Here is a 15554-nt window from a genome sequence, read left to right on the forward strand (position 1 = left end):
ACCGGTCGCCGTGCCGGCGCCGAGGTTCACGGTCACAGCCGCTGCGGCGGCGGCATAGCTGACGGTGTCGGTGCCGTCGCCGCCGTCGAGGGTGTTGTCACCGGCATCGCCGGTCAGCGTGTCGTCGAAATCGGTGCCGATCAGGTTTTCGATCGAGGTCAGCGTATCCTGTTCGGTGCCGATGGTGGCGGTGCCGGTGGTGAGGTCGGCGACCACGGCGGCTGCGGCGCCGGCATAGCTGGCGGTGTCGAGGCCGTCGCCGCCGTCGAGCGCGTCGTTGCCGGCGCCGCCGGCCAGGATGTCGTCGCCCAGGCCGCCGGCGAGGCTGTTGTCGCCGGCATCGCCGGTCAGGATGTCGTTGCCGCTGCCGCCGATCAGGTTCTCGATCGAGGTCAGGGTATCGCCGACGCTGTTGGGGCCGCCCAGCGTGACGGTAAGGTCGGTGGTGAAGGCCTGGTAGCTGACGGTGTCGGTGCCGGTGTGGCCGTCGATGAGACTGGCGCCGGCGCCGCTGACGATGATGTCGTCACCCTGGCCGCCGATCGCGTTCTCGATATCGATCAGCTGGTCGCCCTCGCTGCTGCTGCCCGCGGCCAGGTCGATGGTGAGACCGGTGGTCTGTTCGATATAGCTGGCAGTGTCGCTGCCGGCACCGCCTTCCAGGCGGTCGGCGCCGTTGCCGCCGCGCAGCAGGTCGTCTCCGGCGCCGCCGCGCAGGATGTCGTCGCCATCGGCGCCGGCCAGACGGTCGTCGCCGTCGCCGCCGTCGAAGGTGTTGGCGATGCTGGTGCCGTTCAGGACGTCGTCGCCACTGCCGCCGATCAGACCTTCGATCGAGGAGAAGAGGTCTTCATTGCCTTGGGTCTCGCCCAGATTGACCGTAACGCCGGTGGTGCGGTCTTCATAGCTGGCGGTGTCGAAACCGTCGCCGCCGATCAGGGCATCCTGGCCCAGCCCGCCGATCAACCGGTCGTCGCCTGTGCTGCCGCTCAAACGGTTCTCGCCGTCGGTGCCGATGATCACATCGTCGAAGGCCGTGCCGGTGGCGTTCTCGATCGAGATCAACTGGTCCTGGTCCGAGGTGGTGCCGCCGGCCAGATCGATGGTCATGAAGCTCTGTGCATCGGTCGCCACGAAGGTGTCGATACCGTCGCCGCCGTCGATCCGGTCGGCGCCCGCACCGCCATAAAGGACGTCGTCGCCGAGTCCGCCCCGAAGGTCGTCGTCGCCGTCGTAGCCGGCCAGAAGATTCGCCGCGTCATCACCGATGACGACATCGTCGAAGCTGCTGCCGTAGACGTTCTCGATCGAGCTGTAGCTGTCGCCGGTCGCCGTGCCGGCCGTGCCGGTACCGGTGGCGAGATCGACCGCGATGCCGCCGGCGGCGTCGCGGTAATAAACCCCGTCGATGCCCGCGCCGCCGATGAAGGTCTCGCTGCCGGCGGCATCGATCAGCAGGTCGTCACCATCGCCGCCGTCGAGCCGGGCACCGTCGATGGCCAGGATGACGTCGTTCTGCGCGCTGCCGATCACCGCCTCGACATTGGAGAGCTGATCGATCGGCGCGCCGGCGGTGAAGCCGGCGAAATTGCCGGCACCGGCCTGGCCGGTGGTGAGGTCGATGCGCATATCGGCCGAGGCGGCGGCATAGCTGACCGTGTCGAAGCCCGCGCCACCGTCGATGACATTGACGCCGGCCGTGCCGCTGAGCGTGTCGTCGAAGGCCGAGCCGGTGACGTTTTCGATCGAGATCAGCGTATCGGCGCCGTCGCCGGATGCTTCGCCCGCCTCCAGATCCACGGTCACGGCGCCTGTGGCATCGGCATAGCTGACGGTGTCGGTGCCGGCGCCGCCGTCGAGGATGTTGTCGCCGGCATTGCCGCCGAGCGTGTCATCGAAGGCCGAGCCGGTGACGTTTTCGATGGCGATCAGCGTGTCGCTGCCGTCGCCGGTTGCCGTGCCCGCGGCGAGGCTGACGGAGACAGCCGCGGCCGCCGCGGCATAGCTGACGGTGTCGATGCCGTCGCCGCCATCCAGGGTGTTGGCGCCGGCATCGCCGGCAAGCGTGTCGTCGAAGGCGGAACCGATGAGGTTCTCGATCCCGGTCAGGCTGTCGGTGCCATCGGCACCGGTGACGGTACCCGTGCCGAGATCCGCCGTCACGGCGCCGGTTGCGCCAGCGTAGCTGACGGTGTCGCTGCCGTCGCCGCCGTCGAGGACGTTGTTCCCGGCATCGCCGCTGAGCATGTCGTCGAAGGCCGAGCCGATGACGTTTTCGATCGCGATCAGCGTGTCGGTGCCGTCGCCGGTTGCGGTTCCCGCGGCCAGATCGACCGTCACCGCGGCTGCGGCTGCGGCATAGCTGACCGTGTCGAGGCCCTGACCGCCGTCGAGGATGTTGTTCCCGTCCGTTCCACCGAGCGTGTCGTCGAAGGCCGAGCCGGTGACGTTTTCGATCGAGGTCAGCATGTCGGCGCCGTCGCCGGTTGCCGTGCCTGCGGCCAGATCGACCGTCACCGCGGTGGCGGCCGCGGCATAGCTGACCGTGTCGATGCCGTCGCCGCCGTCCAGCCGGTTCGCACCGCCATCGCCGGCCAGCAGGTCGTCGAAATCGGAACCGATGACGTTTTCGATCGCGGTCAGGCTGTCGGTTCCGCCGCTGCCGTCATCCGCGCTGCCGGCGGCGAGGTCGACCGAGACCGCCGCCGCGGCGGTGGCATAGCTGACGGTGTCGGTGCCGTCGCCGCCGTCAATGCTGTCGTTGCCGAGGCCGCCGGTGAAGCTGTTGGCACCGGCATCGCCGGTCAGGCTGTCGTCGAAATCGGAGCCGACCAGGTTTTCGATCGCGATCAGCGTGTCCTGTTCGGTGCCGCTGGTGGCGGTGCCGGTTGAGAGGTTCGCGGTCACGGCCGCGGCGGCTGCGGCATAGCTGGCGGTGTCGATGCCGTCGCCGCCGTCGAGCGTGTCGTCGCCCGCGCCGCCGGCCAGCAGGTCGTTGCCGCCCAGACCGCGGATGACATTGGCCCCGGCCGAGCCGGTGAGGATGTCGTCGAAGGCCGTGCCGGTCAGGTTCTCGATCGAGATCAGCGTGTCGCCATCGGGGTTGGCGCCGGTTTCGAGATCGACCGCGACGCCGCTGTCGCGGCCGTCATAGCTGACCGTGTCGAGCCCATCGCCACCATCGAGGATATCGGCGCCCGCACCGCCGTTCAGCGTGTCGTCGCCGGCGCCGCCGGCCAGGTTGTTGTCCTGATCGTCACCGGTCAGGCTGTCATTGCCGCTGCCGGCGATGACGACCTCGATGTCGATCAGCGTATCGCCATCCGGCCCGGTGCCGCTGGCGAGATCGATGGTGAGATTGCCGGTCTCGCTGCTGTAATCGGCCGTATCGACGCCCGCGCCGCCGTCGAGGGGGTCGGCGCCGGCGCCGCCCGCCAGGATGTCGTCGCCATCGCCGCCGTCGAGCCGGTTGTCCCCGGCATCGCCGGTGAGGGTGTCGTTGCCGCTGCCGCCGCGCACGCCCTCGATCGAGATGAATGTGTCGCTGTCCGGATTGGCTCCGGTGGCAAGGTTCACCATGACCGGGCCGGTGCGATCGGCATAGTCGGCAAGGTCGATACCGTCGCCGCCGTCCAGGGTGTCGCGGCCGAGCCCGCCCTGAAGCAGGTCGTCGCCGGCACCGCCGGTCAGGCGATTGTTGCCGGTATTGCCGATCAGCAGATCGTCATGGGCGCTGCCGGTGAGGTTTTCGATGCCGACAAGCACGTCGCCGACCGCTTCGTCATCCGGGGCCGTGCCGATGCCACCCGACACCAGGCTGACGGAAACGCCCGCGGCCGCATCGGCATAGCTGGCGGTGTCGGATCCCGAGCCGCCTTCCAGCCGGTCGGCGCCGCGGCCGCCTATCAGGATATCGGAGCCGGCGCCGCCGATGAGAACGTCGTCGCCATCACGGCCCTCGACGATGTCATTGCCGCTACCGCCGTCGATGGTGTCGGACTGATTGCTGCCGGCGATGATGTCTGCGTGATAGGAGCCGATGATCGCTTCGATGCCCGAGTACTGGTCACCCGCCGCGTCTCCGCCCGATCCACCGGAGATCAGGTCGACATGTACGCCGCTGGTCGCCCCGCCGTAGTCTGCCGTGTCAAAACCACTGCCGCCTTCGAGACTGTCCGCGCCAGCGCCACCTGCGAGAACGTCATCGCCGTCACCACCGGTCAGCTCGTCATCGCCATCGCCACCGTCGAGGGTGTCGTCGCCATCCCGGCCTTCGAGCCTGTTGTCGCCCGCATCGCCGATGAGCGTATCGGCCCCCGACCCGCCGATAACGCCCTCAATCCCGGTCAGCAGATCGCCATCCGGGTTCTCCCCATCCAGTTCGACGGTCAGATCATCGCTGCGGTCGGCATAGCTGACCATGTCGAAACCGTCGCCGCCCGCCAGTTCGTCCGCGCCATAGCCGCCGTCGAGAATGTCGTCGCCGGCGCCGCCGATCAGGATGTCGTCATTGTCGCTGCCGGTCAGGCGGTCATTGCCCGCACCGCCTTCCAGGCCCTCGATCGAGATCAGGGTGTCGCCGTCGGGAACGGTGCCGCCGAGCGTGGCTTCGATCCCCTCGGTGCGGTCGGCATAGCTGGCGATGTCGAGACCCGCCCCGCCATCGAGCGTGTCGGCACCGAGGCCGCCGCGCAGCACATCGTTGCCGTCGCCGCCCGCAAGCGTGTTGACGCCGTCATCGCCGATCAGCGTGTCGTTGCCGCTGCCGCCGGTGAGGTTCTCGATACCGGTCAGGCTGTCGCCACCCGTGGCGGTGCCCTGGGTGAGGTCGGCGGTGATGTTGGTGGTGCTGTCGGCATAGCTGGCGGTGTCGGTGCCGTCCCCGCCGATGAGGGTATCGGCACCGAGACCACCGCGCAGAAGGTCGTCCCCCGCGCCGCCCGTGAGGACGTTGTCGCCGTCATCGCCGCCGAGCTGGTCGTTGCCGCTGCCGCCGGTCAGGTTTTCGATGCTGCTGAAGCTGTCACCGTCGGAGGCCGTGCCGGTCGCGAGATCGGCAATGACGGTGGTGGTCCGCTCGGCGTAATCGGCGGTATCGGTACCGTCGCCGCCCGCGAGTGTGTCGGCACCCAGGCCGCCGCGCAGCACGTCGTCGCCATCGCCGCCGATGAGCGTGTTGGCGCCGTCATCGCCGGTCAGGCTGTCGTTGCCGCTGCCGCCGGTCAGATTTTCGATGCTGCTGAAGCTGTCGCCGTCGGGGGCCGTACCGGTTGCGAGGTTGGCGACCACGGTGGTGGTGCGCTCGCCGTAATCGGCGGTATCGGTACCATCGCCCCCCGCGAGTGTGTCGGCACCCAGGCCGCCGCGCAGCACGTCGTCGCCGTCGCCGCCCGAAAGCGTGTTGATGCCGTCATCGCCGGTCAGGACATCGTTGCCGCCGCCACCGGTCAGGTTTTCGATGCCGATGAACACGTCATCGTCGGTGTTGAGACCGGTCGCGAGATCCGCCGTGACCGAGGTGGTGCGACCGGCATAGCTGGCGGTATCGATACCGTCACCGCCGTCGAGCGTATCGGCGCCGAGGCCGCCACGCAGGATGTCGTCGCCGGCGCCGCCCGAGAGCGTGTTGGCGCCGTCATCGCCGCCGAGCACGTCGTCATGGGCGGAGCCTTCCAGGTTCTCGATACCGACCAGCACATCGCCTTCGGCATCGCCCCCCGCACCGATGACGGCCTCGGCGACGGTGACCGTCGCGCCGCCGGCAAAGCCGGCCCAGCTTCCCTCGATCGTCTGGCGGTTGGCCAGATCGACCGTCACCCCCGCTGCCGAGCCGGCGTAAGAGGCCGTGTCGGCATCCTCGGCAGGGTCGTAGAGATCGGTGGTGTCGGCGGGCAGGGCCAGCTCGCCGCCGACGATCAGATCCGCACCGGCGCCGCCGGCGAGGGTATCGTTGCCCATGCCGCCTTCAAGGAAATCCGCCCCGGCGCCGGCATCGATGATGTCGTCGCCTTCGCCGCCGAGGATGCTGTCGTCACCCTGGTCGCCGTAGACGGTGTCGTTGCCGTCTCCGGCCTCGATCTCGTCGGCGCCGTCGCCGCCGTAAATCGTATCGTCCCCGGCTTCCCCGAGGAGGCGATCATCGCCTGTACCACCATCTATGATGTCGTTACCCGCACGGCCCCTGAGCGTGTCGTCGCCACCCAGGCCCAGAAGGGTGTCGTCGCCGGACGTGCCGTTGATGATGTTGTTCGCATCGGTACCGGTGTAGGTCGCCATGCCGCCGTTCCCTCGCCTGCGGGGCACATGATGCGGGCATGTTGATGTGTGTCTGGATGGTCAGTCAACTACAAGGAAAGATGGAAATTTTACGTTAATACCAATGGTGTTAAAAATGCGCTGACAGATCAAACAGGTGATCATGTCATGGTTAACGAGAGTTTAATGAACTTTTTGCGCGGAATGGGATGCGGCAGCGCGCACGCCCGGTTCTGATGGTGCGCAGACAGGAAGACGGCCCGCGGCTGATGACAACCGCGGGCCGCCGGGTCTGCGCTGCCTGCCGAAGGTCAGAGCAGGAAGGCGTCGGCCGAGAAGTCCGCCACGGGCAGGGCGACCTCGAAGAGGAAGTTGCTCGTCCCATCACCGTCGGTGTCAATGCCGACGCTGGTATAGCCGGCATTGACGGAGGCAGTGATGCGCACTTCGCCGGCCGTGCCCGTATACGCGCCGCTGCCGATATAGGTCATCGTCTCGTGAGCGCTGGTTGACGGATCGATATCGAAGGTGGAGAGGTCGATCCGGTCGCCGGCGGCGATATCGAGATCCATGATCCGGTCACGCGAACTGGTGCCGGCGTTGCTGTCGGTGAGTGACTGGAACACGAAGCGGTCGGCACCGTCGCCGCCGGTCATGATGTCGCGTCCTGAACCGCCGATCAGGACATCGTCGCCGTCACCGCCCGACAGCGTGTCATTGCCGGTGTTGCCGAGCAGAATGTCGTCGCCATTGCCGCCCGCCAGCAGATCATCTCCGGAATAGCCGTCAAGCTGGTTGTTGCCGCCATCGCCGGTGACGGTGTCGTTCTCGGTGCCGGCGATCACGTTTTCGATCGAGATCAGCGTGTCGTCATGCGGCGCAGTGCCGGTTGAGAGGTCGATGGTCAGATCGACATGCTGTTCGACATAGCTGATGGTGTCAGTGCCCGCGCCGCCATCCAGTGTGTCGGCGCCGTTGCCGCCGCGCAGCAGATCGTCGCCATTGCCGCCGGTCAGAACGTCGTCACCATCCGCACCGGCCAGCCGATCATTTCCGTCACCACCGATAAAGATGTTGTCGATGCTGGTGCCGTTGAAGATGTCGTCGCCGCTGCCGCCGATCAGCCCTTCGATCGAGGCGAAGCGATCTTCGTTGCCTTCAGTGGCGCCCAGGAAGACGGTGACGCCCGTCGTGCGGTCCTGATAACTGGCGAAGTCGAAGCCGTCGCCGCCGATCAGGGCATCTTCACCCAGGCCACCGATCAGGATGTCGTCGCCGCCGCTGCCGCTCAGGCGATTGTCGCCGGCATCGCCGATGATGGTGTCGTTGAAGGTGGTGCCGGTGACGTTCTCGATGGAGGTGAGGGTGTCCTGGTCCGAAGTGGTACCGCTGGCAAGGTCGATGGTCATGCCGGCAGTGGCATCGGTTGCCACGAAGGTATCGGTGCCGTCGCCGCCGTCAATCTGATCGACGCCTGCGCCACCATAGATGATGTCGTCGCCAAGCCCGCCGCTGATCGTATCGTCACCGGCATAACCGACCAGCGTGTTCGCGCCGTCATTGCCCGTGATCACGTCGTCGAACTGGCTGCCGTAGAGGTTTTCGATGCCGGTATAGATGTCGCCATTCGCCTCACCGGCCGTGCCCATGCCCGTGGCAAGACTGGCCGTCACGCCACTTGCAGCCTCGAGGTAGGCGACCCCGTCCAGGCCCTCATTGCCGATGAGCGTGTCGCTGCCGGCCGAACTGATCAGGATGTCGTTGCCGCGGCCACCGTCGATCCGGGCACCGTCGATCGAGAAGATGACGTCGTTATGGTCGCTGCCGAGGATGGCTTCGACATTCTGAAGCTGATCGACCGGCGTGCCGGTGGAGAATCCCGCATAATTCCCTTCACCCGCCTGCCCGGTGGTGAGGTCGATGCGCATGCCGGCGCCGGCGCCGAAGAAGCTGACGGTATCGAAACCGGCGCCGCCATCGATGGTGTCCGCACCATCACGACCGTTCAGGAAGTCGTCGCCGAGACCGCCGTTCAGCGTGTCGTCGCCGGCGCCGCCGTCCAGCACATTGGCGCCGGCATCACCGGTGAGGGCGTCGTCGCCCCAACCCCCGGTCAGGCTCTCGATCGAGATGAACGTGTCTCCGTCCGTATTGGCACCCGTCGCGAGGTTGGCCGTGACGGTGGTGGTGCGGTCGGAGTAGCTGACGGTGTCGACGCCGTCACCGCCGTCGAGGGTGTCTGCACCCAGGCCGCCGTCGAGGATGTTGTTGAGGTCATTGCCGGTCAATTGGTCGGCGCCCGCACCACCGATCAGATTCTCGATGGAGATGAAGATGTCGCCGTCGCTATTGGCGCCGGTTGCGAGATTGGCGGTGACGGGTTCCAGATCGGTGCGGTAGGCATAGCTCACATAGTCGTTGCCGTCGCCGCCATCCAGTTTGTCTTGGCCCTTACCACCGTCGAGGACATTGTCATAGGCGTTGCCGGTCAACTCATCGTTGGCGTCACCGCCGATCACACCTTCGATCGAGGTCAGTTGGTCACCATCGCTGGTGGTGCCGATGGATATACCGGTCACGGGGTCTACGGTCAGGGTGACGGTGACCTTGGTTTGCCGGGTCGTGGAGGGATTGCCGTAAAGATCTGTGAAGGTGAGGGTGTCGAAGCCGTCGCCACCATTGATTATGTCGGCCCCAAATCCGCCATCAATGATATTTGCCCCACCATCGCCAATAATGGTGTCGTCGACGCTGCCGCCGATGGCGCCTTCGACATTGGTGAACTGGTCGCCGTCGGAGGCCGTGCCGGCGGCGAGGTCGATGGTCAGGCTGGTCGTATAATCGGCGTAGCTGACCCGGTCATAGCCGGTGCCGCCGTCGATCACATCGGCACCGGCGCCACCCACGAGGATGTCGTCTCCGTCGCCGCCATCGAGGATGTCGGTGCCGCTGCCGGCGGTAATCCTGTCATTGCCGGCGCCGCCGTCGAAGGTGTCGTTGCCGCCACCGCCGGTGATCACGTCCTGGCCCTCGAGGCCATAGAAGGTTTCGTTCGCGGTGGTGCCGGTCAGCGTGTCATTGCCTGCCGTGCCGATGATATCGGTCAAGGTCGATCTCCCCATCACATCTTCGCAGCGCGGCCCCAGGCTTCGGCGGTCGCGCTTCCTCGTGCCGTCGGTATGCAGATCCTGATATGTGATCGGGGGGGCGGTCAATCATACGATGATCAAGATCGAATGACGCGATCGTATGTTATGAAATTCTGACGGAGATTCAGCCGGATGCGATTTTTATGGTGAAGATATGATGAATGCCCGCAGCCGGTTTACTTGATCCCCGCCCGCATGAACGACTGCACGAAGGCCCGCTGGAAGATCAGGAAAGCGATCAGCAGAGGGGCGGCCGACAGCAGGGTGGCGGCGGTGATGATCGACCAGTCGATGCCCTGATCGGTGGAGGCGAAGACGGCGAGCCCCACGGTCAGCGGCCGGGTTTCGACCGAGCGCGCCACGACCAGCGGCCAGAGGAAATTGTTCCAGTGGTGGCTGATCGACACCAGGCCATAGGCGACATAGACCGGCTTCGCCAGCGGGATATACACCCGGCGGAGCAGGCCGGGCAGGCTGCAGCCTTCAAGCCGCGCGGCGTCGTCCAGCTCTTTCGGGATGGTCATGAAGGTCTGGCGGAGCAGGAAGATGCCGAAGGCCGAAGAGACATAGGGAATGGCGATGCCGGTGATGGTGTCGACCAGGCTAAGCTTCTCGAGCGTTGCGTAGTTCTGCACGATCAGCACGTCGGGCATGATGGTCAGCTGGACCAGCACGCCCAGGAACAGCAGGTTGCGGCCCGGAAACCGCAGCCGTGCGAAGGCGAAGGCGGCCAGCGTGCCGATCACCAGCTGGGCGGCCAGCGTGCCGGTCACCAGCATCACGGTGTTCAGCATGTAGCGCGGGAAGGGGGCCGCTTCCCAGGCTGCACGGAAATTGTCGAGGGTGAGCGGCGCCGTCAGGTCGAAGCGGGTGGCATAGGCGCCGGGGTGGAAGGCGGTCCAGACCGCATAGAGCAGGGGCGCCGCCCAGATGAAGGCGAGCAGCCAGGCGCCGAGGTCGACCAGCCGGGGCAGGCGGGCGACCAGCCGGGGCAGGCGGGTGGCAGGTCCGGCCGGGACGCGGGACGAGGGCGGGGGCGTGGTCGCGGTCATCGATAATGCACCTTCCGGTCGAGCAGCACGAACTGGCCGATGCCCACCAGCGCCAGAATGATCAGCAGCACCACCGAGATCGCGGCCGCATAGCCCGTATCCCAGAATCGGAAGCCGGTTTCATAGACATAGAGCAGCAGCAGCATGGTGGCGTTGTCGGGGCCGCCGCGGGTCATGATCATCACATGATCGACCATGCGGCAGGCATTGATGATGGCGTTGACCAGCACGAACAGCGTGGTGGGCGCGACCAGCGGCCAGATCACCCGCCGGAACCGCGACCAGGGACCGGCGCCTTCCAGCGTTGCCGCCTCGATCAGCTGGGGCGGGATCTGGGTGAGGGCGGCCAGGTAGAAGATCATGAAAAAGCCGGCCTCCTTCCAGATCGCCACCACGATCACCGCACCCAGCGCCGTTTCCTGCTGGCCCAGCCAGTTGGTGGCGCCGAAGCCCGCAAGCCCGGTCAGCTGATCGAGCAGACCGTAGGAGGGGGTGTAGAAGAACAGCCAGATATTCGCGACCGCGATCATCGGCAGCACGGTGGGCGTGAAGAAGGCGAGCCGGGCGAGGCCGCGGCCGCGGATCTTCGACGACACCAGCATCGCCATGCCGAGCGAGATCAGGATGGTGGCGGGCACGGTGCAGAGGGCGAAGATCAGATTGTTCCAGAGTGCCTTCAGGAAGGCCGGATCGTCGAGCAGCCAGAGATAATGGTCGAGGCCGATGAATTTCGACGGCCGCGCCCCCTTGGGTGTGGAATAGAGCGCCGTGACGAAGGTCTGCACCGCCGGCACGTGGGTGAAGGCGGCGAGCAGGACGACCGCCGGCAGCAGCATCAGGCTGGCGGGCAGAAGATGGGTGCGGCGGAAGGTCATCGGCGGCGATCCGGTGGCGGTCGAAAAACGGAGCCGGCCCGGCCCCTGCGCGCAGGCAGGGGCCGGGCCCGCGGGACGGCAGCTCAGCGATAGGGGCGGAGGATGCGGGTGGCTTCGGCCTGGGCCGCCTCCAGCGCCGGCTTCGGCTCGGCGGCACCGGTCAGCACCGCCTGCAGCGCGTTGTTGAGGGCGGTGGTCACGCGCTGGTTTTCATGCGTCGACAGCTCGGCGACCGCATAGTCCAGCTGGTCGCGGGCGACCGCGGCGGCCGGGAAGCCCTTCACATAATCCTGCATCGCCGGGGTCTGCCAGGCATCGGGACGCACGGCGACATAGCCCGTGTCGATGCCCCATTGTGCAGCGCGCTCGGGCGTGCTCATCCAGGTGACGAAGGTCGCGGCGGCCGCCTTCTGGGCGTCGGTGGCGCTGGAGAAGACGTAGAAATTGCCGCCGCCGGTGGGCGAGCCACGGCGTGCCTTGGCCGGCAGCATGCCGACACCGAAGTCAAAGGGCGCATTCTTGCGGATATTGGTCAGGTTGCCGGTGGTGGTCCAGATCATCGCCGCCTTGCCTTCGAAGAAGTCGCGCGGCGTGGTGCCCCATTCCACGATGCCGGGGGCGTGGATCTTCTCCTTGGCCGACAGGTCGCGCCAGAAGGTCAGCGCCTCGACCACCTTCGGGTCGTCGTAATGGGTGACGGTGCCGTCATCGCTGGCCAGTTCGACGTCGTTCTGGGTGGTCAGCGCCTGGAACAGCCAGTAGGGGAAGCCCGAGGACGGGATCTGCACGCCCCAGCGGGTGACATTGCCCGAGGCGTCGGTGCGGGTCAGCTTGTGGCCCATGGCCACGTATTCGTCCCAGCTGTCGGGGCCCTTTTCGGGGTTGAGACCGGCCTCGCGGAAGGCCTCCTTGTTCCAGAAGGCGACGATGGTGGAGCGCTGGAAGGGGATGCCCCAGGTCTTGCCGCCGGCCTGGCTGTTGGCCATGAAGGCCGGATAGAATTTGGACGGCAGGGCCTTCTGGGCGTCGGTGGCGGCGATGTCGTCGAAGGCGACGATCGCGCCCTCGTCGATCAGCGTGTACATGTCGGTCGACAGCATCACCGCGACCTCGGGCGCATCGCCGCCCTTGAAGGCGGTCAGCGCCTTGGTGACCGTGTCCTGATAGCTGCCCGAATAGATCGGGTTGACGTCGATCTCGGGATGTTCGGCTTCGAAGGCCGCGACATAGCCGTCGATGATCTTGGTGATCGGCCCGCCGACGGCGACCGGGTAGTAGAAGTCGAGCGTGGTCTTGTCTGCGGCAAAGGCGCTGCCGGCGACCATGGTCGAGGCCAGCAGGGCGGCAGCCAGCGTGCCGGTGACGGTGCGGAACATGGGTGCGGTTCTCCGGTGAGCAGGCAGGATCAGGGTCTGAGCAGGTCGGCCGCGGTGCCGGCCGGCGGGTCGACGCGCCGGCCGGTGGCAGCGTCGAAGACGTGCAGCCGGCCGGGTGCGATGGAGAGCGCCACGGCGGTGCCGGGCGCGATGGCATGGTGGCCCGGAACCCGGGCGGTGAGACGGCCGGCGCCCGGTGCGTAGCCGTCGAGATCGATGCCGAGGATCGCATCCGCCCCCAGATATTCACGCTCGGCGACCCGGCCGGCCAGGGCATCGGCGGCGGCGACCAGTGTGTCGAGCGGGGTGGGGCAGATGTCTTCGGCCCGTGCCCCGGCCAGCAGGCCGGGCGCCCGGGCCGGGCTGATGAGCCCGATCGGCGGCTGGCCGATGAAGCGGGCGGCGAAGACGGTTTCGGGGCGGTCGTAGAGCCGGTCGGGCCGGGCGGCCTGTTCGATGCGGCCGCCATTCATCAGCACCACCTGATCGGCCATGCTCATTGCTTCGGCCTGATCATGGGTGACATAGACCATGGTCAGGCCCAGGCGCTGCTGCAGGGCGCGGATCTCTCGCCGCATCTCGGCCCGGAGCCGGGCATCGAGATTGGACAGCGGCTCGTCCATCAGGCAGAGCGGCGCCCGGGCGACCAGCGCGCGGGCCAGCGCCACACGCTGCTGCTGCCCGCCCGAGAGCTGAGAGGGTCGGCGGTCGAGCAGCTGGCCGAGACCCAGAAGATCGGCCGCTTCGGCCAGACGCTTGCGACGTTCCGCGGCGGGAACCCCGCGTACCTCCAGCCCGAACAGGATGTTGCGGGCGACATCCAGATGCGGGAACAGGGCATAGGACTGGAACACCATGGCCAGGCCACGGGCCGCCGGCCCGTCGCGGGTGACGTCGCGGCCGCCGATCAGCACCCGGCCCTCGTCGGGCTGGTCCAGGCCGGCGATGATCCGCAGCGTGGTCGACTTGCCGCAGCCCGAGGGGCCGAGCAGCACCAGCATCTCGCCCGGCTCTGCCCGGACCGACACGCCGTCGAGTGCGGTCACCCCCGCCCAGCGGCGGGTGATGCCGTCGAGATCAAGGCCGATACCGGTGGGGGAGGGCTGAGGCGCTGTCATGCGGCGGTCTCCGCGGCGGTGACGATCACGCGGGTGCCGGCAGTGTCGAGCAGCCGGGCGAGCGCCGGCGGCAGGGCCGCATCGGTGACCAGAAGATGGGCGTCCTCGATCCGTCCGCCGCTGGCGCTGGCGGCGCGGCCGAATTTGGTGGCATCGGCGATCAGCACCCGCTGACGGCAATGGGCCATGATAGCCTGACGGGCGATCACCTCGTCAGGGGTGAAGTCGAGCAGGGTGCCGTCGGGATCGATGCCGCCCGCACCGGCGATACCGAAATCGACCCGATAGGCGGCGAAGACCCGTGCGGCCGCCTCTCCGGTGACGCCGCGATCGCTGAGCCGGCCGCCTGCAATGGTCACGTCCATCCGGGGCGTTTCTGAGAGCAGGGCGGCAATGGCGACATTGTTGGTGATGACGGTGAAGGCGGCCTCCCGCTCCGCCAGCGCGCGGGCGACCTGTTCGGGCGTGGTGCCGATGCCGAGCGAGACCGAGGCGCCGTCGGGGATGAGTGCCGCCACGGCGCGCCCGATCCGGCGCTTGGCATCCAGGTTCAGAACCTGACGGGTGCCATAGGCGATGTTGCGGTCGGGCCAGGCCGCCCCGCCATGCATGCGCTTCAGCCGGCCGTCATCGGACAGCGCGTTGACGTCGCGGCGGATGGTCTGGGGCGTCACCCGGAAACGGGCGGCCAGCGCGTCGATGCCGGCATAGCCGGTCTCGCGGACGAGCGACAGGATTTCGGTGCGGCGGCGGGTCGTGTTCATGGGCCTGATCCTGTCCGCGCCACGTCATCGGTTCAAAGGAAGGTTCGGTTTTCATTTGATGACGGTTCGGCGACGAGAGACCGTTCGTTCGCGCAAAAGATGCTTTTCGAATGAACGGTCGTTGGCTCAGGCAAATCGACACTGGCCGTCGAACGGGGTTGGGGATAGAAGCTTCATTTGATCCACGGGCAGGCAATCTGCGACACTGAGGCGGCCGGCTTCCCCGCATGCCGCGACGCCCGACGGGCATGGGCCACCCGATGGAAAACGGGTCAGGCCCGGTTGGATACGGGCCAGGAACGAGACAGGGACGAAGGCGATCTTATCCATGGACAGACGAGCCGGTTCATCCGACACGAGCGGGGCAGCGCGTCCGCCCCAGCGCGAGCTGCCGGTGGCCATCCGCGAAGGCCGGCTGGCCGATGCCGCTGCGGCGACCCGTGTGGGGGTTGCCGCGTGGGAAAAGGGGCCCGGCAGCGTGCTGCCGTCGTCGGCCCGTGCGCCGATGGCCGACGGCAAGATGCTGGAGACGCTGCTGCGCCAGACACCCGGGCGGATCCTGGTCGCCGATGTCGGCGGTCATGTTCTGGGCCTGGCGGTCGGCGATGCGGATGGCGAACAGCTGCCCGATCTCTGGGTCGATCCGCGCGCCTGGGGGCGGGGGCTGGGCAGCCGCCTGCTGGCCGCCTTCGAACAGGCGGCCGGAGAGCGCGGCCGCAAGCGGATCGTGATCGACGTTCTGGAAGGCGACGAACGGGGGCTGGGCTTCTGCCGCCGTCGCGGCTATCAGGCGGTCGGCCGGTCGACCGTCCGCGACCGGGATCTGCACATGATGATCGGCAAGATCCGCCTGGAGAAGCGCCTGGCCTGAGCCGGGCGCGCCGACGGCCGAGCCGGGTGACTGTTGCTAGAATGTGTCACCCGGGACTGCACGTGTATCGGGTAAACCGCGGTTGATCGCCGTT

At 67.3% G+C, this 15554-nt stretch carries 7 protein-coding genes and 1 pseudogene; 1 reads left to right on the forward strand and 7 read right to left on the reverse strand.

The genetic code is table 11. From position 1 onward, the window contains the following. From CMO28_RS07080 to CMO28_RS07110, 7 genes and pseudogenes are all read right to left on the reverse strand, one after another. Nucleotides 1-6276: pseudogene (locus CMO28_RS07080) on the reverse strand (hypothetical protein); the annotation flags it as partial. A 290-nt stretch (nt 6277-6566) separates the two neighbouring features. Continuing rightward, nucleotides 6567-9362 carry a beta strand repeat-containing protein gene (locus CMO28_RS07085; protein WP_296711670.1) on the reverse strand — a complete coding sequence of 932 codons (2796 nt, stop codon included), beginning with the start codon at nt 9360-9362 and terminating at the stop codon, nt 6567-6569. Between the two features lie 218 nt (nt 9363-9580). Continuing rightward, nucleotides 9581-10378 (reverse strand): carbohydrate ABC transporter permease, encoded by a 798-nt coding sequence (locus CMO28_RS07090; protein ID WP_322111313.1) that lies wholly within the window; start codon nt 10376-10378, stop codon nt 9581-9583. A gap of 74 nt (nt 10379-10452) precedes the next feature. After that, nucleotides 10453-11331 carry a carbohydrate ABC transporter permease gene (locus CMO28_RS07095; protein ID WP_062767227.1) on the reverse strand — a complete coding sequence of 293 codons (879 nt, stop codon included), beginning with the start codon at nt 11329-11331 and terminating at the stop codon, nt 10453-10455. 83 nt (nt 11332-11414) lie between these two features. Continuing rightward, nucleotides 11415-12707: an ABC transporter substrate-binding protein gene (locus CMO28_RS07100; RefSeq protein WP_296711680.1), complete on the reverse strand. Its 1293-nt coding sequence runs from the start codon at nt 12705-12707 to the stop codon at nt 11415-11417. A 29-nt stretch (nt 12708-12736) separates the two neighbouring features. Then, the gene (locus CMO28_RS07105; RefSeq protein ID WP_296711682.1) at nt 12737-13825 is read right to left on the reverse strand and encodes an ABC transporter ATP-binding protein; all 1089 of its coding nucleotides are present in this window, start codon (nt 13823-13825) and stop codon (nt 12737-12739) included. After that, the gene (locus CMO28_RS07110) at nt 13822-14589 is read right to left on the reverse strand and encodes a DeoR/GlpR family DNA-binding transcription regulator (RefSeq protein ID WP_296711684.1); all 768 of its coding nucleotides are present in this window, start codon (nt 14587-14589) and stop codon (nt 13822-13824) included. Before CMO28_RS07110 ends, CMO28_RS07105 begins: the two co-directional genes overlap by 4 nt. A 328-nt stretch (nt 14590-14917) precedes the next feature. Between CMO28_RS07110 and CMO28_RS07115 the strand changes: the two genes are divergently transcribed. Further along, nucleotides 14918-15460 carry a GNAT family N-acetyltransferase gene (locus CMO28_RS07115; RefSeq protein ID WP_296711687.1) on the forward strand — a complete coding sequence of 181 codons (543 nt, stop codon included), beginning with the start codon at nt 14918-14920 and terminating at the stop codon, nt 15458-15460. The last annotated feature ends 94 nt before the right edge of the window (nt 15461-15554 follow it).

Source organism: Tistrella sp. (assembly GCF_002684955.1).
Classification (GTDB): Bacteria; Pseudomonadota; Alphaproteobacteria; order Tistrellales; family Tistrellaceae; genus Tistrella; species Tistrella mobilis.